This window comes from Stenotrophomonas sp. OVS01A, assembly GCF_019969775.1.
GTDB lineage: Bacteria > Pseudomonadota > Gammaproteobacteria > Xanthomonadales > Xanthomonadaceae > Stenotrophomonas > Stenotrophomonas indicatrix.
Genome location: NZ_JAHXYV010000003.1, coordinates 90,729 through 114,989 on the forward strand (window position 1 = coordinate 90,729; position 24,261 = coordinate 114,989).

Annotated in this window: 20 protein-coding genes; 17 read left to right on the plus strand and 3 right to left on the minus strand. The window is 68.5% G+C overall.

The window, feature by feature from the left end:
- The 14 genes from LC407_RS13275 to LC407_RS13340 all read left to right on the plus strand — a co-directional run bounded on the left by LC407_RS13275 (nt 1) and on the right by LC407_RS13340 (nt 15,577).
- Nucleotides 1-942 carry an acyltransferase gene (locus LC407_RS13275; RefSeq protein WP_025878007.1) on the plus strand — a complete coding sequence of 314 codons (942 nt, stop codon included), beginning with the start codon at nt 1-3 and terminating at the stop codon, nt 940-942.
- Nucleotides 932-2,482, plus strand: a complete 1,551-nt coding sequence (locus tag LC407_RS13280; RefSeq protein WP_080149574.1) for an aromatic amino acid ammonia-lyase — start codon at nt 932-934, stop codon at nt 2,480-2,482. The genes LC407_RS13275 and LC407_RS13280 overlap by 11 nt, the downstream gene beginning before the upstream one ends.
- Nucleotides 2,469-2,900 carry an acyl-CoA thioesterase gene (locus LC407_RS13285; protein WP_223482986.1) on the plus strand — a complete coding sequence of 144 codons (432 nt, stop codon included), beginning with the start codon at nt 2,469-2,471 and terminating at the stop codon, nt 2,898-2,900. The genes LC407_RS13280 and LC407_RS13285 overlap by 14 nt, the downstream gene beginning before the upstream one ends.
- Nucleotides 2,897-3,526: an outer membrane lipoprotein carrier protein LolA gene (locus LC407_RS13290; RefSeq protein WP_223482987.1), complete on the plus strand. Its 630-nt coding sequence runs from the start codon at nt 2,897-2,899 to the stop codon at nt 3,524-3,526. Before LC407_RS13285 ends, LC407_RS13290 begins: the two co-directional genes overlap by 4 nt.
- The gene (locus LC407_RS13295) at nt 3,519-5,864 is read left to right on the plus strand and encodes an MMPL family transporter (protein ID WP_223482988.1); all 2,346 of its coding nucleotides are present in this window, start codon (nt 3,519-3,521) and stop codon (nt 5,862-5,864) included. Before LC407_RS13290 ends, LC407_RS13295 begins: the two co-directional genes overlap by 8 nt.
- A 62-nt stretch (nt 5,865-5,926) precedes the next feature.
- The gene (locus LC407_RS13300; RefSeq protein WP_032976809.1) at nt 5,927-7,201 is read left to right on the plus strand and encodes an NAD(P)/FAD-dependent oxidoreductase; all 1,275 of its coding nucleotides are present in this window, start codon (nt 5,927-5,929) and stop codon (nt 7,199-7,201) included.
- Entirely contained in the window at nt 7,189-7,743 is a 555-nt protein-coding gene (locus LC407_RS13305; protein ID WP_033832520.1) for a DUF3261 domain-containing protein, read from the plus strand. The genes LC407_RS13300 and LC407_RS13305 overlap by 13 nt, the downstream gene beginning before the upstream one ends.
- Complete coding sequence (locus tag LC407_RS13310; protein ID WP_223482989.1) at nt 7,740-8,927, plus strand: beta-ketoacyl-[acyl-carrier-protein] synthase family protein; 1,188 nt, start codon at nt 7,740-7,742, stop codon at nt 8,925-8,927. Before LC407_RS13305 ends, LC407_RS13310 begins: the two co-directional genes overlap by 4 nt.
- Entirely contained in the window at nt 8,924-9,382 is a 459-nt protein-coding gene (locus LC407_RS13315) for a hotdog family protein (protein ID WP_025877993.1), read from the plus strand. Before LC407_RS13310 ends, LC407_RS13315 begins: the two co-directional genes overlap by 4 nt.
- Nucleotides 9,379-10,110, plus strand: a complete 732-nt coding sequence (locus LC407_RS13320) for a 3-ketoacyl-ACP reductase FabG2 (RefSeq protein ID WP_025877991.1) — start codon at nt 9,379-9,381, stop codon at nt 10,108-10,110. The genes LC407_RS13315 and LC407_RS13320 overlap by 4 nt, the downstream gene beginning before the upstream one ends.
- Nucleotides 10,110-11,348, plus strand: coding sequence for a beta-ketoacyl-ACP synthase (locus tag LC407_RS13325; RefSeq protein ID WP_025877989.1), 1,239 nt, complete (start codon nt 10,110-10,112; stop codon nt 11,346-11,348). The genes LC407_RS13320 and LC407_RS13325 overlap by 1 nt, the downstream gene beginning before the upstream one ends.
- A gap of 37 nt (nt 11,349-11,385) precedes the next feature.
- A complete protein-coding gene (locus LC407_RS13330) occupies nt 11,386-11,826 on the plus strand; it encodes a hypothetical protein (RefSeq protein ID WP_025877987.1) in 441 nt (146 codons plus the stop codon).
- Nucleotides 11,827-11,985: 159 nt separating this feature from the next.
- On the plus strand, nt 11,986-12,246 hold the full coding sequence (locus LC407_RS13335) for a YcgL domain-containing protein (RefSeq protein ID WP_025877986.1): 261 nt from the start codon (nt 11,986-11,988) through the stop codon (nt 12,244-12,246).
- Nucleotides 12,239-15,577 carry an ankyrin repeat domain-containing protein gene (locus LC407_RS13340; protein WP_223482990.1) on the plus strand — a complete coding sequence of 1,113 codons (3,339 nt, stop codon included), beginning with the start codon at nt 12,239-12,241 and terminating at the stop codon, nt 15,575-15,577. Before LC407_RS13335 ends, LC407_RS13340 begins: the two co-directional genes overlap by 8 nt.
- 246 nt (nt 15,578-15,823) lie before the next feature.
- On the opposite strand, the gene LC407_RS13345 is transcribed toward LC407_RS13340, so the two are convergent.
- Entirely contained in the window at nt 15,824-17,611 is a 1,788-nt protein-coding gene (locus LC407_RS13345; RefSeq protein ID WP_032976814.1) for a monovalent cation:proton antiporter-2 (CPA2) family protein, read from the minus strand.
- A gap of 344 nt (nt 17,612-17,955) precedes the next feature.
- On the opposite strand from LC407_RS13345, the gene mgtE reads away from it, so the two are divergent.
- Nucleotides 17,956-19,326, plus strand: a complete 1,371-nt coding sequence (gene mgtE, locus LC407_RS13350; RefSeq protein ID WP_025877611.1) for a magnesium transporter — start codon at nt 17,956-17,958, stop codon at nt 19,324-19,326.
- Nucleotides 19,327-19,462: 136 nt separating this feature from the next.
- Nucleotides 19,463-22,189 (plus strand): bifunctional acetate--CoA ligase family protein/GNAT family N-acetyltransferase, encoded by a 2,727-nt coding sequence (locus tag LC407_RS13355; protein WP_099844117.1) that lies wholly within the window; start codon nt 19,463-19,465, stop codon nt 22,187-22,189.
- 42 nt (nt 22,190-22,231) lie between these two features.
- Here LC407_RS13355 and LC407_RS13360 read toward each other — a convergent pair whose 3' ends face one another.
- A complete protein-coding gene (locus tag LC407_RS13360) occupies nt 22,232-22,612 on the minus strand; it encodes a YbjQ family protein (protein ID WP_099785836.1) in 381 nt (126 codons plus the stop codon).
- Between the two features lie 45 nt (nt 22,613-22,657).
- On the opposite strand from LC407_RS13360, the gene LC407_RS13365 reads away from it, so the two are divergent.
- Nucleotides 22,658-23,359 carry an alpha/beta hydrolase gene (locus tag LC407_RS13365; RefSeq protein ID WP_223482991.1) on the plus strand — a complete coding sequence of 234 codons (702 nt, stop codon included), beginning with the start codon at nt 22,658-22,660 and terminating at the stop codon, nt 23,357-23,359.
- A 73-nt stretch (nt 23,360-23,432) separates the two neighbouring features.
- Here the strand turns inward: LC407_RS13365 and dkgB are convergent, their stop codons facing one another.
- Complete coding sequence (gene dkgB, locus LC407_RS13370; protein WP_033832513.1) at nt 23,433-24,242, minus strand: 2,5-didehydrogluconate reductase DkgB; 810 nt, start codon at nt 24,240-24,242, stop codon at nt 23,433-23,435.
- Nucleotides 24,243-24,261 lie beyond the last annotated feature (19 nt).

Here is a 24,261-nt window from a genome sequence, read left to right on the forward strand (position 1 = left end):
ATGAGCCACGCGCACGACGCCCCGCACTGGGCCGACATCGGCGAGTCCACGTCGGTGGCCGGCGTGCTGTTCCTGTGCTGGGTGCACCGCTGGTTCGGGCGCTGGCCGTTCCACCTCTGCGTGTGGCCGGTCGTGGCCTGCCACTGGCTGGGCAACCGCGTTGGTCGCCAGGCCTCGATGCAGTACCTGCAGCGGCTGCAGGCCCATGCCGGTGCGCTGGGCCATGCGCCCACCCGGCGCGACAGCCTGCGCCACTTCTTCAGCTTCGCCGACACGATGCTGGACAAGATTCTCGGCCTCGGCGGCCGCTATCCGCCCGAGCGCATCCGCCTGCAGCGTGACCTGGTGCTGGGCAGGATCGCGCGCCGCGAAGGCGGCCTGATCCTGACCGCACACATCGGCTGCCTGGAACTGTGCCAGGTGCTGGCCGAGCAGGTGCCGGGCTTCCGCATCACCGTGCTGGTGCATACCGCGCACGCGCAGCGCTTCAACCGGCTGTTGCAGCGGCTGGACCCGCTGGCCGCGGTGGAGCTGGTGCAGGTTACCGAGATGGGCCCGGCCACGGCGATGATGCTGGCCGACAAGGTCGCCTCGGGGGGCTTCGTCGCCATCGTTGGCGACCGCGTGCCGGTGCAGGGCGGGCGCAGCGTGATGGCTGATTTCCTCGGCCACCGCGCGCCGTTCCCGATCGGCGCCTACGTGCTGGCGGCCGCGCTCGGCTGCCCGGTCTACACGATGTCGTGCCTGCACCAGGGCGACGGCTATCGGGTGGCATTCGAACAGTTCGCCGACCGCGTGGTGCTGCCGCGCGGTTCACGCGATGCCGCACTGGCCGAACAGGCGCAGCGCTTCGCGCGCTGGCTGGAACTCCAGGTCATCCAGTCCCCGCTGGACTGGTTCAATTTCTTCCCCTTCTGGGATCAGGCTCCTCATGACGATTGACGCCGTACCCGTGTGCCGTTTCGGCGATGCACCGCTGACCATCGAAGACGTGGTCGCCCTGGCCCAGCGCAAGTGCGAGGCCGCGCTGAGCGATGTGCCGGCGTTCCGCGCACATATCCAGCGTGGTGCCGACTTCCTCGACCGCCTGCTGCGCGAGGATGGCGTCATCTATGGCGTGACCACCGGCTACGGCGATTCGTGCACGGTGAACATTCCGCCGGCACTGGTCGCCGAGCTGCCGCACCATCTGTACACCTACCATGGCTGCGGCCTGGGCCGTTACCTCGACCCGGCCGAGACCCGCGCCGTGCTGGCCGCGCGCCTGGCCTCGCTGGTGCGCGGCATGTCCGGCGTCAGCGTGTCGTTGCTGGAAGGCCTGGCCACGCTGCTGCAGCACGATGTGCTGCCGTTGATTCCGGCCGAAGGCTCGGTGGGCGCCAGTGGCGACCTGACCCCGCTGTCGTACGTGGCGGCCGTGCTGTGCGGCGAACGCGAGGTGCTGCACGACGGCCGCGTACAGCCGGCTGCCGACGTGCTGGCGAAGATCGGCATGACCCCGCTGAAGCTGCGGCCGAAGGAAGGCTTGGCGATCATGAACGGCACGGCGGTGATGACCGGCCTGGCCTGCCTGGCCTGGCAGCGCGCCGATTACCTGGCACGCATGGCCACGCGCCTGACCGCGTTCAACGTGCTGTCCAGCGACGGCAACGCGCACCATTTCGATGAAACCCTGTTCGCCGCCAAGCCGCACCCGGGGCAGTCGCGCATTGCCGCACGCCTGCGCAGCGACCTGCACAGCGAGCGCCCGCCGCGCAACGAGCAGCGCCTGCAGGACCGCTACTCGCTGCGCTGCGCGCCGCACGTGATCGGTGTGCTGGAAGACACCCTGCCGTTCCTGCGCCAGCTGATCGAAACCGAACTGAACAGCGCCAACGACAACCCGCTGATCGACGCCGACGGCGAGCGCATCCTGCACGGTGGCCACTTCTACGGCGGGCACATCGCGCTGGCGATGGACACGCTGAAGAATACGGTTGCCAACATCGCCGACCTGCTCGACCGGCAGCTGGCGCTGGTGGTCGACGCCCGCTACAACCACGGCCTGCCGGCCAACCTGTCGGCGGCCACCGGCCCGCGCGCGGCGATCAACCATGGCCTGAAGGCGCTGCAGATCAGCGTTTCGGCGTGGACGGCCGAGGCCCTGAAGCAGACCATGCCGGCCTCGGTGTTCTCGCGGTCAACCGAATGCCACAACCAGGACAAGGTCAGCATGGGCACCATCGCCGCGCGCGACTGCCTGCGCGTGATCGAACTGACTGAACAGGTGGTGGCGGCCATGCTGATTGCCGCCCGCCAGGGCCTGGCGCTGCGCGAACGGGTTGGCATGAACGCGCAGCTGCATGGCAGTCTGGCCGACATGTACGCCGACCTGGGGCAGCGCATCGCCCTGGTCGAAGAAGACCGCGCGCTGGATCGCGAACTGCGGGAACTGCTGGTGGAGATCCGCGCGCAACGCTGGGAGCTGTATGTCGGTGAATGAAGGCAACGAACTGGTCGGTGAGGTCGAGCTGGCCCCCGCTTTCCATGACTGCGATCCGATGAACGTGGTCTGGCATGGCAACTACTTCAAGTACTTCGAGATCGCGCGCTGCGCGTTGCTGAAGCGCTACGACTACGACTATCCGCAGATGCTCGAATCGGGCTACCTGTGGCCGGTGGTCGACGCGCGGGTGAAGTACGTGCGGCCGTTGCTGTTCGGCCAGGCGCTGCGCGTGCGCTCGCGCATCGTCGAGTGGGAGAACCGGCTGAAGATCGAATACGAGATCGTCGATGCGGAAAGCAGCCAGGTGCTGACCCGCGCAATGACCATCCAGGTCGCGGTCGACGCGGCCAGCAAGGAAATGCTGTATCAGTGCCCGCCGGTGCTGTGGCAGCGTCTTGGAGTGCCTGCCCCGTGAACCGATCCCTTCGTCTTCCGCGCGTGCTGCTGTGCGCGCTGCTGCTGGTGGCCGCACCGCTGGTGCAGGCGGCTGATGCCGCCGTCGATGCCATCACCCAGGCCGTCGCCCGGCCGGACGTGCTGCGCGGGCAGTTCACCCAGGAAAAGCAGGTCAGCGGTTTCAAGAACCCGCTGCGTTCGCAGGGCCAGTTCGTGGTCGCGCGCAAGCACGGCGTGATCTGGTCCACGCTCAAGCCGTTCCCGTCGGAGGTGGTGGTCACTGCCGACCGCATCCTCAGCCGCCAGCGCGATGGCAGCACCCGCGTCGAACTGGACGCGCGCCAGCAGCCGGCGATGCGCTCGGTCAACGCGATCATGTTCGCGTTGATGAGCGGTGACGTGCAGGCACTGTCCAGCCAGTTCAACGTCGAGGCCACCCGTGAAGGGCAGGGCTGGCGCCTGAAGCTGACGCCGAAGTCGGCGATGCTGGCCAAGGCCTTCCAGTCGCTGACGTTGCAGGGCGACCGTTACGTGCGCCAGGTCGAGATCATCGAAGCCAACCAGGATCGCACCCGCATCCAGTTCACTGCGCTGAGCGAAGCGCCGGCCGCGCTGAACGCCGACGAGGCGCGCCGCTTTGAGTGACAGCGCCGCACCGGATCGCCTGCGCCGCTGGTGGCACTGGCTGGGCATCGCCTGGCTGCTGCTGTTGCTGGTGCTGGGTGCGCAGCAGTGGCGCCTGTGGAGCCAGGAGTCGCGGATCGACACCGACATCCTCGCCCTGCTGCCGCAGGACGCGCACGACCGCCTGCTCAGCGACGTCACCCGGCGCATTGCCGATGGCAGCTCGCGGCAGGTGGTGGTGCTGCTCGGCAGTACCGACGGTGCCGCTGCCAAGCGCGCGCAGGCCGCGTTCGCCGCGGCGATGGCCAGTGATGCCGACAGCGCGCTGCTGGTGCCCAGTGGTTCGATCGAAGGCTGGTTCGATGAGGCGCGTGGGTTCTACGCACCGTACCGCGATCGCCTGCTGACCCCGGCCCAGCGCGAGCAGTTGCAGCAGGCCGAACCCGGTGCGTTGGCCGAACAGGCACTCGGCGCGCTGTACGGCCCGATGGGCGCGCCGCGGTTGACCGAGTGGCGGCAGGATCCGCTGTCGCTGTGGCCGCAGTGGTGGCAGCAGCAGGCCCAGGGCTCCGGCCTGCGCCTGGGCGATGACGGCCTGCTCGAGGCCGAAGGCAAGCACTGGGCGGCGCTGCAGTTCGATACGCCGGGCTCGGCCTTCAGGCTCGATGGCGAGCGTCATCTCGATGGCCTGCTCGAACGCGCCGGACAGGCGGCCAAGGCCGCTGCGCCGGATCTGGAGATCCTGCATGCCGGCGTGCCGTTGCATGCCGAAGCGGCTGCCGTGCAGGCCAACCAGGAGATCAACACCATCGGCTGGGGCTCGCTGGCGGCGGTGCTGCTGCTGGTGTGGCTGGCGTTCCGCTCGCTGCGGCCGATCCTGCTGGTTGCCGCTTCGTTGCTGATCGGTTGTGGCGTGGCGCTGGCGGTGACCGTGCTGGTGTTCGACAAGGTGCATGTGCTGACCCTGGTGTTCGGTGCCTCGCTGGTTGGCGTGGCCGAGGACTACGGCATCCACTGGTTCGCTTCGCGCCAGGCCGAGCCGGCCGACCGTCGCTGGAAGCTGCTGCGGCATCTGCTGCCGGGCCTGTGGCTGGCGCTGCTGACCAGTGCGCTGGCGTACCTGGCGCTGGGCTTGGCGCCGTTCCCCGGCCTGCGGCAGATGGCGCTGTTCTCGGTGGTGGGGCTGGCCGCTGCCTTCCTCACGGTGATCTTCTGGTTCCCGTGGCTGGACGGTGGCGAGATCCGTACCACCCGCTTCGCGCAGTGGCTGGGCAACACGCTGGAGCGTTTCCCGCGCCTGCACGGGCGTCGCCCGATGGCGATCTTCCTCGGCGTGGCCGCGCTGGTGTCGGTCATCGGCATCGCCCGCCTGCAGAGCAACGACGACCTGCGCAGCCTGCAGTCGTCGCCGCCGGCGCTGATGGCCCAGCAGATCCGCCTCAGCCAGTTGCTGGGCATGCCCAGCCCGGCGCAGTTCTACCTGGTGCAGGGCAGCGATGCCGCACAACTGCTGCAGCGCGAAGAAGCGCTGACCACGCGCCTGCGTGAACTGACCCACGACAAGCGCATCGGCGGTTACCGCGCAATCAGTGACTGGTTGCCATCGCCCGCACGGCAGCAGGCCGATGCGGCGTTGACCGCAAGGGTGGAACCCGGCGTGCTGGCCGCCGTGGGCGAAGCGGTGGGCGAGCCCCTGCAGCGCCCCGCATTCGCAGCGGCGCCGCTGAGCGCCGAGGCCTTCCTCGCCTCGCCGGCGTCGCAGCCGTTCCGCCACCTGTGGGTCGGCAACGTGGGCGGGCAGATGATCAGCGTGGTGATGGTCGATGACCTGTCGCGTGCCGATGCACTGGCCACCCTGCGCGGTGCTGCCGAAGGCCTGGACGGCGTGCGCTGGGTCGACCGTACGGCCGATTTCTCGCAGCTGCTGGGCCACTACCGCAAGCTGATGGGCGGCCTGCTGCTGGTCGGCATCGTGCTGGTGTTCGGCGCCCTGTGGCTGCGCTACCGGCGCCAGGCCTGGCGCGTATTCGCACCGACCCTGGTGGCCGGTGCGCTCACCCTTGGATTGCTCGGCCTGTTCGGCCAGCCGCTGCAGCTGTTCAACGTGCTGGCGCTGATGCTGCTGCTGGGCATGGGCATCGACTACGGCATCTTCCTGATCGAGCACCGCGGCGATGCCAGCGCCTGGCTGGCGGTATGCGTGGGTGCGGCCAGCACCTGGCTGTCGTTCGGCCTGCTGGGTCTTTCGCAGACGCCGGCGCTGCGTGCGTTCGGGCTCACCCTGCTGTTCGGCATCGGCCTGGTGTGGCTGATCTCGCCGCTGTTCCGGCCGCCACCGCATGACGCTCCGCCGGCCTGACCGGGCACACTTCATTCCGATTCCTCCGCTTTTCCACCTGATCGAGCAACAAGGACGCACCGATGACTACTGCTGTGGATGCTGCTGATTCTTCCCGCCACGAAGATGTGGAACGTACCGAGATCCTGATCATCGGCGCCGGCCCGGCCGGCTCGGTGGCCGCGGCGATGCTGCGCCAGCAGGGCCGCAAGGTGCTGATGCTGGAGCGCCAGCAGTTCCCGCGCTTCTCCATCGGCGAGAGCCTGCTGCCGCAGAGCATGGAATACATCGAAGCGGCGGGCCTGCTGCAGGACGTGGTCGAGGCAGGCTTCCAGTACAAGAACGGCGCGGCCTTCGTGCACGGGAAAGCGCGCACCGCGTTTGACTTCAGGAAGAAGTTCTCGCCGGGCTGGGGCACCACCTACCAGGTGCAGCGCGCCGACTTCGACAACGTGCTGGCGCGTGGCGCCGAGCGCATGGGCGCGACCCTGCGCTTCGGTGACGAAGTGCTGTCCGTCGAGCCGGGCGAGCAGCCGCTGGTGAGCGTGCGCCGCCCCGATGGCAGCGAGTACCGCATCGAAGCCGATTTCATCCTCGACGCCTCCGGCTTCGCGCGCCTGCTGCCACGCCTGCTGGACCTGGAATCACCGTCCAACTTCCCGGTGCGCGGCGCGATCTTCTGCCACGTGCGCGACAACATCCCGGCCGAAGCGGAATTCGACCGCAACAAGATCCTGATCACCACCCATCCCGAGCACATCGACGTCTGGTACTGGACGATTCCGTTCTCCAACGGCTGCTGCTCGCTGGGCGTGGTCGCCGAGCCATCGTTCTTCGAGCGCTACGAAGGCGACGACCTGCAGAAGCTGCAGGCCATCGTCGGCGAGGATCCGAACCTGACCTCGCTGCTGGCCAATGCCGAATGGGCGGTGCTGCCGGTGCGCCGCATCACCGGCTATTCGGCCAATGTCAGCTCGCTGTGGGGCCCGGGCTATGCGCTGCTGGGCAACGCCGGTGAGTTCCTCGACCCGGTGTTCTCCTCCGGCGTCACCATCGCGTTCAAGTCGGCGCAGCTGGCCAGCGAATGCCTGAAGCGCCGTTACGCGGGCGAGACCGTGGACTGGGAAAGCGAATTCTCGATTCCGCTGCGCGCCGGTGTGAAAACCTTCCGCCGCTTCGTCGAAAGCTGGTACCAGGGCGGCTTCCAGAAGATCATCTATCACCCCGACCAGCAGCCGCAGGTACGCGACATGATCAGCTCCATCCTGGCCGGCTACGCCTGGGACACCAACAATCCGTATGTGGCCGACGACAGTGGCCGTCGCATGCGCGTGCTGGAGGAACTGTGCAGCGCCTGATCGTCCGCCTCTCCGCGGTCCTGCTGTGCCTGCTGCTGGCCGCCTGTGCCAGCCGCATGCCGCGGCCGCTGGTCGACCTGCCGCCGCTGCGGCTGGCACCGTCCAGCCTGCCGGCGCCGTTGGCCCTGCAGCAGCAGCTGCACTTCCGCTTCGGCAGCCACGAGCGTGATCTGGATGCGCTGCTGGAAGCCGACGCACAGCAGGTGCGGCTGGCCGTGCAGGCGATGGGCCAGACCGGCGTGCGCCTGCAGTGGGACGGCCAGCAGTTGACCCAGCAGCGTGCACCGTGGCTGCCGCCACAGGTGCGTGCCGAACGCGTACTGGATGACCTGCAGTTCGCGCTGTGGCCGACGGACGCCATTGCCGCCGCGCTGCCGGCCGGCTGGCAGGTGAGCGACGACGGCCGCCAGCGCAGCCTGTCCCGCGACGGCACCGTGTGGCTGCAGCTGCAGCGCCTGGGCGATGGCAGCGTGCAGCTGGACAACCGCGCCGAGGGCTACACCCTGCGCATCGAATCGATCGACATGGCCGGCCAGGAATGAAGAGCGCTCCCATTTTCCTGAACGACCTCGGCGTGGTCTGCGCGTTGGGTGAGGGCCGCACCGCGGTGGCTGCTGCGCTGTTTGCCGATGCGCCCAGCGGCTTGAGCGACAACGCCAACCTGCTGCCGGGTCGCACCCTCGCGCTGGGCGAAGTGCACAGCCCGCTGCCGACGCTGGAAGAACTGCCGGTGTCCCTGCGTGGCCGCAACAATGCCCTGCTGGACGTGGCACTGGCGCAGATCGCGCCGGCCGTTGCCGATGCCATCAACCGTTACGGCGCCGAGCGTGTGGCGGTGGTGCTGGGCACCAGCACCTCGGGCATCGGTGAATCCGAGCAGGCGCTGCGTACCCGCGCCGAGCACGGCCATTGGCCCGAAGGCTTCGACTACGCACAGCAGGAAATGGGCACCGCCGCGCAGTTCGTGCGTGAGCGCAGCGGTGCGCTGGGCCCGGCCTGGACGCTGTCCACGGCCTGTTCGTCCAGCGCCAAGGCGTTGATGTCGGCCGCGCGCATGCTGCGCTCGGGCATCGTCGATGCGGTCATCGCCGGTGGTGCCGATTCCCTGTGCCGGTTCACCGTCGCCGGGTTCAGCGCGCTGGAATCGGTCTCCGCAGTGCGCTGCAATCCGTTCTCGCAGCATCGCTGCGGGATCAACATCGGCGAGGGCGCCGCGCTGTTCCTGCTGACCCGCGATGCAGGCCCGGTCAGCCTGGCGGGGTGGGGTGAGTCGGCCGACGCGCACCATATGTCGGCACCGGACCCGCAGGGTCTGGGTGCCATCGATGCCCTGCAGCAGGCGTTGCAGCGTGCTGGCTGGGCACCTTCGGAAGTGGATTACGTGAACCTGCATGGCACCGCGACAGGCCACAACGACGCCATGGAAAGCCACGCCGTGGCGCAGGTGCTGGGCACCGCCGTGCCGGCCAGTTCGACCAAGCCACTGACCGGCCACACGCTGGGTGCGTCCGGTGCGATCGAAGCGGCGCTGTGCTGGATCCTGCTGGCCGAGAATCCGCAGCAGCAGCTGCCGCCGCACTGGTGGGACGGCGTGGCCGATCCGGCGCTGCCGGCGTTGCCGCTGGTAGCCCCGGCGACCTTCCTGCAGCAGCTGCCGCGGCGGGTGCTGAGCAATTCGTTCGCCTTCGGCGGCAGCAATGCCGTGCTGGCACTGGAGCGCCGATGAACATGCCGCTGTATGCCATCGAAGAGGTGGTGCCGCACCGCCAGGACATGTGCCTGCTGGACCGCATCCTGCGCTGGGACCAGGACGGCATCGAGGCGGAACTGGTGGTGCCCGAGGCCGGCCTGTTCATCGAAGACGGTGCGGTCCCGGCATGGGTCGGCATCGAATACATGGCCCAGGCCATCGCTGCCTGGGCCGGCTGCCGCGCACGCACGGCCGGCAACCCGCCGCAGCTGGGCTTCCTGCTTGGCAGCCGGCGCTATACCAGCACGCGCAGCAGTTTCCCCAGTGGCACCCGCCTGCAGGTACAGGCGCGTTGCGAGCTGTTGGGCGACAATGGATTAGGGATGTTCGCCTGCCGCATCCTGGCAGGCGAAGAAGAATGGGCGGTTGCCAACGTGTCGGTGTTCGAACCGGCCGACTCGATGGCCTATCTGGAGAGTGGACAGGCATGACAGGGAATCCAAGCGTGCTGGTGACCGGCGCGAGCCGGGGCATCGGCCGGGCCATTGCGCTGCGTATCGCGCGCGATGGTTTCGACGTGGTGGTGCATTGCCGCAGCCGTGTGGAAGAAGCACAGGCGGTGGCCGACGAGATCCAGGCGCTGGGCCGGCAGGCGCGCGTGCTGGCCTTCGACGTGGCCGACCGTGCTGCCGCGCGTGCTGCGCTGGAGGCTGACGTGGAGGCACATGGCGCCTATTACGGCGTGGTGTGCAATGCCGGCATCGCCCGTGACGGCGCGTTCCCGGCATTGTCCGAGGACGACTGGGACCAGGTGATCCACACCAACCTGGACGGTTTCTACAACGTGCTGCATCCGCTGATCATGCCGATGGTGCGGCGGCGCAAGCCGGGCCGCATCGTCACCCTGTCCTCGGTGTCGGGCGTGGCCGGCAACCGTGGCCAGGTCAATTACAGTGCGGCCAAGGCCGGCATCATCGGTGCCAGCAAGGCATTGGCGCTGGAACTGGCCAGCCGCCAGATCACCGTCAACTGCGTGGCCCCGGGCCTGATCGAGACCGACATGCTCAACGAAGAAGTGGTCGAACACGCATTGAAGCTGATCCCGGCCGGCCGCGTCGGCCGTCCCGAGGAAGTGGCGGCCACGGTCGCGTTCCTGCTGTCCGAGCCGGCCGGCTACATCACCCGCCAGGTGATCTCGGTCAACGGAGGGATGATCTGATGGCCGCCGATCGTCGCGTGGTGGTCACCGGTGCTGCCGCCATCAGTCCGCTCGGCCACGACTGGCCGACCATCCAGGCCCATCTGCGCAGCTGCCGCAATGCGGTGCGTTCGATGCCGGAATGGGATGTGTATGCGGGCCTGAACACCAAGCTTGCCGCGCCGGCGCAGGACTACGAGCTGCCGCCGAACTACAACCGCAAGACCACCCGCTCGATGGGCAAGGTGGCGATAATGTCGGTGCGCGCCACCGAGGTCGCCCTGCGTGAGGCGGGCCTGTTCGAGCACCCGGTGCTGCGCAGTGGCCGTACCGGCGTGGCCTATGGCTCGTCGTCGGGCAGCCACGAAGCCACCGGCGAATTCGGCCGCATGCTGCATGAGTTCACCACCGACGGCATCAGCGCCACCACCTACCTGAAGATGATGAGCCACACCGCGCCGGTCAACATCGGTGTGTTCTTCGGCTTGTCCGGGCGTGTCTACACCACTTCCAGCGCCTGTACGTCGGGCAGCCAGGGCGTGGGCGCCGGCTATGAAGCGATCCGCAGCGGCAAGCAGACGGTGATGGTGGCCGGTGGTGCCGAACAGCTCGACGCCACGGCTGCGGCGGTGTTCGACACCCTGTTTGCCACCAGCACGCGCAACGATGCACCGCACACCACCCCGCGTCCGTTCGATGCCGGCCGCGATGGCCTGGTGCTGGGCGAGGGCGCCTGCACGCTGATCCTGGAGGATCTGGAACACGCGCAGGCACGCGGCGCGACCATCCTCGCCGAGATCGTCGGTTACGGCACCAACAGCGACGGCCAGCACGTCACCCAGCCCAGCGCCGATACCATGGCCCAGGCCATGCGCCTGGCGCTGGAAGACGCCGGTCTGCAGCCGGCGCAGATCGACTACGTGAACGCCCATGGCACCGCCACCGACCACGGCGACATCGCCGAGACCCAGGCCACCGCCCAGGTGTTCGGCAGCCGCGTGCCGATCAGCTCGTTGAAGAGCTACGTCGGCCACATGCTGGGCGGTTGCGGCGCGTTCGAAGCCTGGATGAGCATCGAGATGATGCGCGCCGGCTGGTTCGCGCCCACCCTGAACCTGGTCGAGGTGGACCCGCGTTGCGGCCAGCTCGACTTCATCACCGGGCAAGGCCGCGAGCTGCAGGCCGAGTACGTGATGAGCAACAACTTCGCCTTCGGCGGCATCAACACCTCGCTGGTGTTCCGCCGCTGGAGCGCGTGACCCCGCCGTACCCGCACCCCAACAAGGAGACGTTCCGATGCGCCGCACCCTGCTGATCGCCACTGCCACCGCGCTGCTGGCCCTGACTTCCACCGCTTCGGCGCGCGATACCCGCGTCGAACAGTCCCTGCGCGAGCTGATCAGTTCGCAGGCCGCCAAAGATGCCGGCATCGACGGCAGCGTGCGCTTCTACCTGGCCGGCCAGCCGGTCAGCGTGCAGCAGCGCCTGGGCGAAGACGTGACCAACAAGAAGACCAACGCCGCCAACAAGAGCGACGTCGAGGCCTGCAACTGGGTCGCGCTGTCGGCACTGCTGGCCCTGCAGGACGGTGCCAAGTCGCGCGGCGCCAACGCCGTGGTCGACATCGTCAGCTACTACAAGAAGAACGAGTTCAAGAGCGCGACCAACTACGAGTGCTGGGCCGGCACCTTCGTCGCCGGCGTGGCCCTGAAGGGCACCTACGCCAAGGTCAAGTAAGCGCTGCCGACCGGTGGCGCAGCCTGAACGGCGCCGCCACATTGCTGAACCTCAACGGGGAAACGCCGTCGATCGCGCCGCCATCGTCGCGTGACGGCTTTCCCCGGTGTCGGCTTTCCGACACAATCACGGCTCTTCCCGGGTTATCGTCCCGTGGACATGCACGCCTACGTCTATAAAAGCCAACTCAAGCCGGACACCTACGTCTATCTCGCCCGACGCGATGACTTCAGCGCTTTGCCTGCGCCGCTGTCGGCGTCGTTGGGTCCGCTCGTCTTCGTGCTGGACGTGACCCTGGACGCGGAGCGCCGGCTGGCCCAGGCCGACCCGGCCAAGGTGCGCAGCGAACTGACCGAGCGCGGGTTCTACCTGCAGGTGCCGCCGTCGGTGAGCAGCATGATGCTGCGCCACTATGACTGAGCTTTCCCGATCCCGCGCCCTGTCGCTGGCCTTCACCCTGGGTGCCTTGCTGGCACTGGGTTCGGCGCTGGGCGGCCTGCCCGGTGCGGTGCTGGCGGCACTGGCACAACCGGCGTTCGCATTGGGAATCTCGTGGTGGCGGCGCAGCCGTGCGCTGCTGCCGCCGAAGGTGATCGTCCGCCAGGACCTGCCGGCGCTGCTGGCATTGTGGATCGCCGCGCCGTTGCTGCTGGCCCTGTTGCTGGCCTGGCCGCTGGCCGCGCTGCGCGACAGCGGTAGCCTGGCTGCGGTGCTGGGTCTGAGCGTGCTGGTCAGCGCTGGCCTGCTGGCGGCCTGGCGCACCTGGCCGCTGTGGAATGATGTCGAGCGTCTCGACGGTGGCCTGGCCCAGCATTGGCAGGCGCTGGCCGGCCGCGACCTCAGCGCCTGGCGTGGCCTTGGCGTGGCCGCACTGGTGATGGCCCTGGCCGCACTGGTGGTACTGCCGACCTGGCCGGGCCTGCTGCCGGAAAGCGCGCGTTGGCCGTCGGCACTGGCGGTGCTGCTGCTGTCGCCGCTGCTCCACCTGCTGCTGCAGCGCATCGCACCGGCGCCGCTGGTCTCGCTGCGCGGCCCGGTTGGCGCTGAACTGCCGGTTGATCGCGAAACGCTGTTCAGCGCTGCGGTGGACACCACACCGCTGGAAGCATTGGCGCCGCAGGAGCTGACCCCGGCCCTGTACGAAGCCGCACGCCACGGCCGCATCGACCGCGCGCTGCAGTTGCTGCAGGCCGGCGCCGATCCGCATTCATTGCCTGACCCCAACTGGCGCGACCAGCGCAGCCTGGCTGTACTGGCCGCGGTATTGCCGGACCTGCGCCTGCTGCGCGAGCTGATCGGCCGCGGCGTCGATGTGAACGCGCCGCACCGTGGCATGACCCCGCTGCTGGCCGCGACCCGCGACAGCTGGCATGGGCGTCCGGAAGCGGTGATGACCCTGCTGGCCAACGGTGCCGATTCGCGCGCCACCGACAGCGAGGGCAACACGCCCCTGCACCACGCCGCGCGCAGTTCCGACCCGGGCGTGGCCGCACTGCTGCGTGATGCGGCGGCTGAAGTGGACGCACTGAACCGTGATGGCTGGTCGCCGCTGGCGGTGGCCTGCCAGGTCGGCAACTGGCGCCTGGCGCGCTTCCTGCTGGAGCGTGGCGCGCGCAGCGAGCCGGCTGACGGCACCCCGGTGCTGCTGGCCGCGGCCGCCACCGAGGACGACGATCCGGCCGGCGTGCAGCTGCTGCTCAAGTACAAGGCACGTGCCGACGCGCGCGACCGCCAGCGCCGCAGCGCGCTGCATGAAGCCGCATTGGCCGGCCACGTGGACATCATCGGCGTGCTGCTGGCCGCCGGTGCCAACCTGGAAGCGCGCGATGCGCTGGGCCGCACGCCGTGGCTGGAAGCCGCACGCGCCGGCCGCGCTGCCGTGGTCGAGCACCTGCTGCCGCACAAACCCGACCTGGTTGCGGTCGACACCGATGGCCGCAACGCGGTGCTGCTGGCCACGATGGCCGAGGACGTTTCGCCGCTGTTGATCAAGCGCCTGCTGGAACTGGGCATCGCTGCCGACGGCAGCGATCCGGCCGGCCGGCGCGCGGTGGACTATGCCGCCGAAGCCGGTCGCTGGGCGATCGTGGCCCTGCTGGACCCGTCCTACCCGCTGCCCGCCGCGGTCAGCGATGGCCTGGCCGAGCGCGGTGAGACGGCCAGCGCCAGCGGCCTGTTGCCCGACCGCCCGCCGTTGACCCTGCTGCGCGAGGCGCTGGGGTTCGGCAATACCGATGGCATGGCCGCACTGGCCAGGCTGTGCCAGCCCGAAGAACTGGGTGGCCTGCTGCTCGATCCGGAGCTGGCGCTGGAGCCGCGTGCGGTCGACTGGCTGCTCGCCCATGGTGCCGATCCGTACGTGCGCGACGCCTGCGCAGATACGCCGATGTTCGCGCTGCTTTCGCGTGGCATCGATGCCGTGCCAGCCCTGCAGGTGATGCTGCAGCACGGCCTGTCGCCGGCCGGGCGCGGTGGCCTGGCGCGTTTCCTGGCCGCCTGTGCGCAGCACGACCAGGCGGCGCGTGGGCTTGAGCAGCTGGCGCTGGAACTGCTGGAGCGGGGCGCCGATCCGTTTGCCGCCTCGCCAGCCGGTGATCCGCCGTTGTCGCTGGCGGTGCGCCTGGGCTGGCTGCGCCTGCAGCAGGCCCTGCTCACCACCGGCGTGGACCGCGAAGCACGCGACAGCCATGGCATGACCGCGCTGCACCTGGCCACCGCACTGGCCCGCGAAAGCGCCTTGAAGCTGTTGGTGCAGCACGGCGCCTCGCCGGAAGCGCGTGCAGCCGATGGGCAGACACCGCTGGGCGTGGCGTTGTCGATCGGTCGTCGTGATCTGGCTGATTGGCTGGACTGGCGCGTCTGGCCGCTGCCGCGCCGGACCCTGCGCGAAGGTGATCTTCCGGCCGCCGCGATGGCCGGTGATGTCGACGCCGTGCGTCGTTTGAATGATCTGGGCTTTGCCGTCGACGCCGTCGACGCGCAGGGCTGCACCGCGCTGCTGCGTGCTGCCGGCGGTGGCCACCTTGCCGTGGTCGACCTGCTGCTGGTGCGCGGCGCTGATCCGCAGCATGCCGCTGCCAGTGGTGCCACGCCGTTGTCAGCGGCGGTCAGCATGCGCCAGGTCGAGATCGTCTCGGCCCTGCTCGACGCCGGTGCGCAGCTCGAACACCGCCTGCCAGGCGGGGTCACCGTGCTGATGCTGGCCTCGGCGCTGGGCCTGCCGGACATCGTGGCGCGCCTGCTCACCGCCGGTGCCGATGTGCACGCCGGCGATGCCCAGCAGCTGGCGCCGCTGCACTGCGCAGCCCTGTATGGCTTCAGTGCGCGCGACCGTTCGCGCCTGCTGGCGTTGCTCGATACCCTGCTGCTGGCTGGTGCAGAGCCGGACCAGGCCGCCGCCGGTGCGGTCACGCCGTTGCTGCTGCTGCTGGGCGCGCGCGCCGAACCGGGAACCGCCTGCGACGAGCAGGTGGTGATGGCCGCCGTCGAGCGCCTGCTGGATGAAGACGTCAGCCTGGACGTGCGCGATCCGCGCGGCTTCGGCCCGCTGCACCTGGCCGCCCTGCACGGGTTGCCGCTGCTGGTGCAGCGCCTGCTGCGCGCCGGTGCCGACCCGGAAGCGCGCGATGGCTTGAACCGCAGCCCGCGCGAGATCGCGGTGATGCGCGGCTTCATCGACGTCGCCGCCGAGTTCGAGCCGCGCGTGCCGGGTGTCTCTTCGATGGCCAGGTTCCTGCGCGACAACGGCTGACCCCTGGACGCGGTAGTGCCGGCCGCTGGCCGGCAGCTTCGCAATCCTGAGGAGGTTCATGAGGTTGCCGGCCAGCGGCCGGCACTACCCAACCCCGTCGATCAGCGTTGCTTGTCGCCGTCGCTTTCCGCGTCCGAGCCGCGCGTGCCGGGTGTCTCTTCGATGGCCAGGTTCCTGCGCGACAACGGCTGAAGGTCGCCTTCCATTGGGTGGGTGCCGACCGTTGGTCGGCACACCGGCCCGCGGTCAGCGCTCCTTGTCGCCGTCGCTTTCCGCGTCCGCTTCGAACAGGTGCATCAGGTCGTTGCGGGCATCGCGCGAGGTCTGGATCACGGCGGCCTCGTCGTCGTAGACCAGGTACTGGTCGCGCAGCAGCTTCTCGTCGTGCTCGCGGAACTGCTGCACATGGCGCTCGGCCACGTTCGGTGCCACGCCCAGCGCGGTCAGCACGCGCCCGCTCATTTCCAGGCTGGTACCGAATACTTCGCGGAACGGTTCGGCCGACATGTCCATCAACCGCCAGGCATGCTGGCGGTTGCGCGCACGCGCCAGCACCGTCGCGTCCGGGTACAGGCGGCGCACCATGCGCACCGCCCGCAGGTTGGTTTCCGGGTCGTCCACGGTGATCACGAACACGTCGATGTGCTCGCCACCGGCGGCGCGCAGCATCTCCGGCCGGGTCGGATCGCCGTAGTACAGCTGGTTGCCGAAGCGGCGCAGGTCGGCCACCGTGTCCGGGTTCGCCTCCAGTGCCACGAACGGCACCTTCTGCGCGGTGAGCAGGCGCGCGATCACCTGGCCGAAGCGGCCCATGCCGGCAATCAGCACCTTCGGGCGATTGTCCGGCGCCACCTTGTCGGCCTCCGCCGCCTGGCGGGGCGCGACCTTCTCCTCGCCGAGCAGGCGCATCAGGGCGATCATCAGCAACGGGGTGATCGCCATCGACAGGCCGACGATCGCCACCAGCCGGTCATGGTTGGCATTGCCCAGCAGATGCGCACGCTGGGCTTCGTTGAACACCACGAAGGCGAATTCGCCGCCCAGCCACAACACGCTGCCCAGCAGCAACGACTGCCGCGAGCTGAGTCTGGCGATGCGGCCGATGGCGTACAGCAGGCTGAACTTCACCACCAGCAGGATCGCCACGCCCGCAGCGATCATCCACGGTTCGGCGGCGATGCGGTCCAGGTCGATGCCCATGCCGACGGCAATGAAGAACAGGCCCAGCAGCAGGCCCTTGAACGGCTCGATCTGCGATTCCAGCTCATGCCGGAATTCCGAATCGGACAGCAGCACGCCGGCCAGGAATGCCCCCAGGCTGGGGCTCAGGCCGGCTTCCTGCATGAACCAGGCGGTGCCCAGCACCACCAGCAGCGCGGTGGCGGTGAACACCTCCGGGCTGCGGGTGCGGGCGATGATGCCGAACACCCGGCGCAGCACCGGCCGGCCGCACAGGATCACCACCGCCAGCGCGCCCAGCGCGACGGCCGCATCTTCCCAGCGCAGCGTCTCGTTCTTGACCCCGCCCAGCAGCGGAATCGCGGCCAGCAGCGGAATGGCGATCAGGTCCTGGAACAGCAGGATGGCAAATCCCAGCCGGCCATGGTCGCTGTTGATCGCCTTGTGTTCGGACAGCAGCTGCAGGCCGACCGCAGTCGACGACAGCGCCAGCGCCACGCCCACCACCAGCGCGCTCTTCCACTGGAAGTGATCGAGCAGCAGCAGGCCGCCCAGCACCAGCCCGGACAGCGCCACCTGCGCCGCGCCCGCACCGAACACCGAGCGCCGCATCACCTTCAGCCGGGCCGGAGACAGCTCCAGCCCGATCACGAACAGCAGCATGACCACGCCGATCTCGGCCGCGCCGAGGATGCGGTCGGCGTCCTGTACGAAGCCCAGACCGTCCGGCCCGAGCACCACGCCGGCCGCCAGGTAGCCCAGCACCGCGCCGAAGCCGAACTTCTTGAACACCGGCACCGCGATCACCGCGGCCAGCAGCAGCACCAGTGCCAGTTCCAGACCACCGCTATGCATGGGAATACCTGGTCATCGGGAGGCCGGCTGTGCGTCCGTTCGGCGGGGAGGGGAAGCGCGGCGGATGCCACCTGGGCATTATGCGCGCGCCGCTGTGTACGCACGAGAACGGCAGCGGGCCCATTGTCCGGTCAGCGTGGCGGGTTGACCTGCACCGACCGCAGGTCCAGACTGCCCGCCGCTGCCGGCGTGTCCGGCAGTACACCCCTCCGGAGTCCCCAACCCATGTCCAGCGACAGTAGAAGTCGACCTCGGTCGACGCCAGCGATGGCCACCGCCTGACACCGGGACGGTTTGCCTGCGTTGGCGTTGCGCGAGGTCGCACCCCATGAAGGCGAATCACCATGAACCAGAAGCAATTGCTGCGTCCGGTGGCCGATGCCGCAGCATTGTCGGCACCGCTGGCGAACTACAACACCGCCGACGCGGTCGAATTCCTCAACACGCTCGAACTGCAGCGCGCCGCCGAGACGCTGGCCGCGCTGTCGCTGCCGCGCGCAGTGAAGATGCTCGAGGCGCCGGAGCTGCACCGCAGTGGCGAACTGGTTGCCGCACTGCCGCCGGCGCGCGCCGCCGCGCTGCTGGGGTTGATGGCCGACGACCGTGCCACCGATATCGTCCACGAGCTGGATGAAGAAGAACGCGCGCGGCTGATTCCGCTGCTGGGCAACGAAGCCCGGCAGACCATCCAGAAGCTGCTGAGCTACCCGCCGAACACCGCCGGTGCGCTGATGACCACCGAGTTCGTCGCCGTGCCCGCCACCTGGACCGTGGCCCAGACCCTGCAGCACATCCGCCAGGTCGAACGCACGCGCGAGACCGTGTATGCGATCTACGTGCTCGACCCGGCCAACCAGCAGCTGCAGCAGGTGGTGACCATGCGCCGGCTGATCACCGGGCTGCCGGAGGAATCGATCCTGGACGTGGCCCAGGTCAATCCGCCGGTGATGGTGGATGCGCAGATGGACCAGGAAGACGTGGCGCGGCTGATCCGCCGCCACGATCTGCTGGCCATTCCGGTGGTGGACGCGCAGCAGCACATGCTCGGCATCGTCACCGTCGATGACATCCTCGATGCGCTGATCGAAGAGTCCACCGAAGACGCGCACAAGTTCGGCGGCATGGAGGCGCTGGACAAGCCGTACATGCAGATCGGCTTCTTCGAGATGCTGCGCAAGCGCGCCGGCTGGCTGAGCGTGCTGTTCGTCGGCGAGATGCTGACCGCCAGCGCGATGCAGCACTACGAGGACGAACTGGCGCGCGCGGTGGTGCTGACCCTGTTCATTCCGTTGATCATGAGCTCGGGTGGCAACTCCGGTTCGCAGGCGACCTCGCTGCTGATCCGCAGCCTGGCGCTGCGCGAACTGCGCCTGCGCGACTGGTGGAAGGTGGCACTACGCGAAGTACCCACCGGCATGGTGCTCGGCGCCATCCTCGGTTGCCTGGCCATCGTACGCATCGTGATCTGGCAGCTCGGTGGCTTCCATGACTACGGCGAGCACTGGATTCTGCTGGCGATCACCATCGGTGCCGCGCTGGTGGGCATCGTCACGTTCGGCTCGCTGTCCGGGTCGATGCTGCCCTTCATCCTCAAGCGGCTGGGCTTCGACCCGGCCAGTGCCTCGGCCCCGTTCGTGGCCACCCTGGTGGATGTGACCGGCCTGGTCATCTACTTCAGCATCGCCGCGATGATCCTGCACGGGACGCTGCTGTAACGGGGGGCGTCATCCACGCATGGCGTGGATCCACTGGTTCTGGCCGGCGTAGCAGATCCACGCCATGCGTGGATGCGATGCCAGGTTCCTGCGCACGATCATGCCGCCGCAGCGCCGGTCCGTGTAACGTAGGCACATGAGTACCTACCACCTGCAGTCCGTGTTCCGTCCGCAGTCGGTCGCGGTGATCGGCGGCAGCCCGCGTGAGCGCTCGGCGGGCCGCGCAGTGATGCGCAACCTGCGCGGCACCGGCTTCCCCGGCAAAGTGGCATGGATCAACCCGCGCCATGCCGAAATCGATGGCATCCGCACGGTGAAGCGGCTGAAGGACCTGGACTGGGTGCCGGAACTGGTGGTGATCACCGCACCGGCCGCCATCGTGCCGCAGGTGGTACGCACCGCTGCCGAACGTGGCGTGCAGGCCGCGATCATCCTCACTGCGCACCTGGGAGAAGGCCCGGGCTCGCCATGGGCACAGGTGGAGGCCGCCGCACGCGCGCATGGCCTGCGCATCCTTGGCCCGCACTGCCTGGGCGTGATCGCGCCACATGCACGGCTCAATGCCAGCATCGCCGCGCATTTCCCACAGGCCGGCGACCTCGCGCTGATCTCCGAATCCTCGGCGATTGCCGCCGCCCTGGTGGAATGGGGCGTGGCGCGCTCGGTTGGGTTCTCCGCCGTGGTTTCGCTGGGCGACACCATGGACGTGGACTTCGGCGATCTGCTGGATTATTTCGCCACCGACTACCGTACCCGCGCCATCCTGCTCTATGTCGAGCAGATCAAGGACGCGCGCAAGTTCATGTCGGCCGCGCGCGCCGCTGCGCGTGCCAAACCCGTGGTGGTGGTGAAGTCCGGGCGCGCCGAACGGGTACAGCCGGGCAGCGCCGATACCCACGTGCAGGCACTGGCGCGCGCCGATGATGTGTACGGCGCGGCATTCAACCGTGCCGGCCTGCTGCGGGTGAGCGCGCTGGACGAACTGTTCACCGCGGCCGAGTCGCTGGGCCGGCTTGGCACCTTCCCCGGTCGCCGCCTGGCCATCCTCAGCAACGGCGGTGGCGTCGGCCACCTGGCGGTGGACCAGCTGATCGCCCTGCAGGGCACGCTGGCGCAACTGTCGGACAGCACCGTGCAGAAGCTGGATGCGGTACTGCCGCAGGGCTGGACGCGCAGCAACCCGGTCGACATCGTGGTCGACGCCGATGGTGATCGCTATGCCACTGCCATCGAAGCGTTGCTGGCCGACAGCGAGAACGATGCGGTGCTGGTGGTCAACGTGCCTACCGCGTTCACCTCGTCGGCCGATGCGGCGCAGGCGCTGACCCGTACGCTCGGCCTGCGCCCGCGCCATCACCGCGACAAGCCGGTATTCGCGGTGTGGCTGGGCAACGACGACCAGGCCACCGCCACCCTCAATGCCGCACGCGTGCCGACCTATCCCACCGAAGCGGAGGCCGTGCGCGGCTTCCAGCATCTGGTGCGTTACCGGGAGGCACAGAGTGCGTTGATGGAAACGCCGCCGAGCCTGCCGCAGGATTTCAGCGTGGATACCGCGCGTGCGCGCGCGCTGGTCGAAGCCGCGCTGGCCAATGGCCAGGGCTGGCTGGACCCGTTGGCCACCCATGAACTGCTGAAGGCCTACGGCATCCCCTCTGCACCGGTGATGCATGCGCGCGATGCGCACGAGGCGATGGACCTGGCGCAACCCTTGCTGGAGCGTGGTGCGACGGTCGCGCTGAAGATCCTGTCGCCCGATATTCCGCACAAATCCGAAGTGGATGGCGTGCGCCTGAATCTGGCGACCCTGCCGGCGGTGCAGAGCGCGGCGAAGGCCATCCTTGCTCGTGCACGCCAGCTACGGCCGGACGCGCGCATCGACGGCCTGCTGGTGCAACCGACCATCGTCCGCCCGAAGGCGCGCGAGATCATCGTCGGCATCGCCGACGACGCCACGTTTGGACCGGTGATCGTGGTCGGGCGCGGTGGCACGGCGGTGGAAGTGATCAACGACAAGGCACTGGCGCTGCCGCCGCTGGACCTGCGCCTGGCCCACGAGCTGATCGGCCAGACCCGGGCTTCGCGCATTCTCAAAGCCTATGGCGACGTGCCCGCCGCCGACGAGCGCGCACTGGCACTGGCGCTGGTCAAACTGGCGCAGCTGGCGGCGGACATTCCCGAAGTGCGCACGCTGGACATCAATCCCCTGCTGGTGGACAGCAAGGGCATCCTCGCGCTGGACGCGCGCGTTGCGGTTGCGCCGTCGCGCATCCTGCACAAGGGCCGTGGCCATCCACGCTTCGCCGTGTTCCCGTATCCGAAGGAATGGGAACGCACCATCGAGCTGTCCGATGGCGGTCGCGCGTTCGTGCGCCCGGTGCGGCCGGAAGATGACGCGCTGTTCCGTGCGTTCTTCGCGCGTGTCAGCGACGAGGACCTGCGTCTGCGTTTCTTCCAGTCGGTGAAGCATTTCAGCCACGAGTTCATCGCCCGCCTGACCCAGCTGGACTACGCGCGCTCGATCGCATTGGTGGCGCTCGAACCGCGCAGCGGCGAGATGCTCGGCGCGGTGCGACTGCATGCCGATGCGGATTACCACCGTGGCGAGTACGGCATCCTGATCCGTTCGGATCTGAAGGGCCACGGCATCGGCTGGCGCCTGATGGCGATCATGATCGAGTACGCCAAGTGGCTGGGCCTGGACGTGGTGGAAGGCCAGGTGCTGCGCGAGAACAGCACCATGCTGGCGATGTGCCAGAGCCTGGGCTTCAAGACCCGGCTGGACCCGGACGACCCGACGGTGATGATGGTGACGTTGCCGGTGCAGCAGGTGGAAGTGCCCGACGTCCCGCCGGTGGCGTGACCGTGACGGTAGCGCCGGGCCATGCCCGGCGGAACATCGGATTCAACGCAGCGGCTCGACCACCACCGCCGTGCCATAGCACAGCACTTCGGTCAGGCCGGTCATCACATCGGTGGCGTCGTAGCGCATGCCGATGACCGCGTTTGCACCCAGCTGCCGCGCATGCTTGACCATGTCGCGATAGGTTTCCTCGCGCGCCTGCTCGCACAGCTCGGTGTAGATGGTGATGTTGCCGCCGAAGATCGTCTGGATGCCGCCAAGGAAGTTGCCCACGATCGAGCGCGAGCGCACGGTGATGCCGCGTACCACGCCCAGGTTGCGCGCGATGCGGTAGCCGGGCAGCTCGAAGGCGGTGGTCACCATCGAATCATCGAAGCGCGCTGCGGACGTGGTCGGGGTAGCGCTGTTGTAGGGGTCGGCCATGGGTGTCTGGTCGTGTTGTGGGTTTGAAGACGCCACAATACCCGCATGACCGACCGCATTCCCCTGCTGCTGCTCCCCGGCCTGCTCAACGACGCCGAACTCTGGCGCGCGCAGCTGGCCGACCTGGCCGATATCGCCGATTGCACCGTGGGCGACCAGACCCGCGGCGAGACCCTGCAGGCCGTTGCCGAGGAGGTACTGGCGCAGGCGCCGGAACGGTTTGCGCTGGCCGGTTTCTCACTGGGCGGCTTCGTCGCCCAGCAGATCCTGCGCACCGCGCCGGAGCGTGTGCTGCAGCTGGCCCTGATCGACACCTCGATCCATGCCGACTCCCCGGAACGTGCCGAACAGCGCCGCAGCCAGCGCGCCAGCGTGCGCCTGCCCGGTAAATTCCACGGCTTTGGTGACGCGCTGATGCGCAGCTATATCGACGCCTCGCGGCTGGACGACTACGTGCTGGTGCAGCGCGTGCGTGACATGACCGCACGGCTGGGTGCGGAGGTGTTCCTGCGCCAGAGCGCGCTGGAGCGTAGTGATGGCCACGATGTGCTGGCCGGCTACCGCGATCCGCTGCTGATCGTCTGTGGTGCGAACGACCGCATCACGCCGTTGGCGGTGAGCGAGGAGATGCACGCGCTGGTGCCGCATTCGCAGCTGGTGGTGGTGCCCGATTGCGGGCACCTGGCACCGATGGAGAAGCCGGACGAGGTGAGTGCGGCAATGCGCGGATGGTTGTTGCAGTACTGATGGATCCGCCGGGCATGGCCCGGCGCTACCCACCGTCATCCGGTAGCGCCGGGCCATGCCCGGCGGCCGTTCTTCAATCCCAAGCCGGTGCGATGCCTTCCGGATTGGCCAGGCGGTGGCCACGGTCCAGCTTGGCGATCTGCGCCATGTCGTCTTCGGTCAGGCGGATCGCGGCGGCTTCCAGGTTGCTGGCCAGGTTCTCGCGCTTGGTCGATGACGGAATGACCGCGTAATCCTGCTGCAGCGCCCATGCCAGCGCGATCTGTGCCGGGCTGGCCTGATGACGGCCGGCGATGGCCTGGATCACTGGGTCCTTGATCACCTCGCCGTAGGCCAGGCTCATGTAGGCAGTGACGCGGATCCCGTTGTCCTGCAGGAACTTCACCAGCAGGCGGTTCTGCAGGTAGGGGTGGATCTCGATCTGGTTGGTGGCGATGGCATCGGCGCCGAGGATCTCGATCGCCTTGCGGGTCTGGGCGATGGTGAAGTTGGAGATACCGATCTCCCGGGTCAGCCCCTGTGCCTTGGCCTCAGCCAGGGCAGGCAGGTATTCCTCCATCGGCGTATCGACCTTGTCGTTCGGTGACGGCCAGTGGATCAACGCCAGGTCGACATGGTCGGTGCGCAGCTTTTCCAGACTGGTGCGCAGGCTGGCCAGCAGCGCATCGCGCTTGAACTCGGTGATCCACACCTTGGTGGTCAGGTAGATCTCGTCACGCGGCACGCCCGACTCGGCGATGGCCTGGCCGACCTCGGCTTCGTTGCCGTAGATCTGCGCGGTGTCGATGGCGCGGTAGCCGACGTCCAGCGCGTTGCGCACCGAGTCGATCACGGTCTGGTCTTTCAGGCGGAAGGTGCCGAGGCCGAAAGCGGGGACAGTCATGGAGAACTCCAAAGCGGGG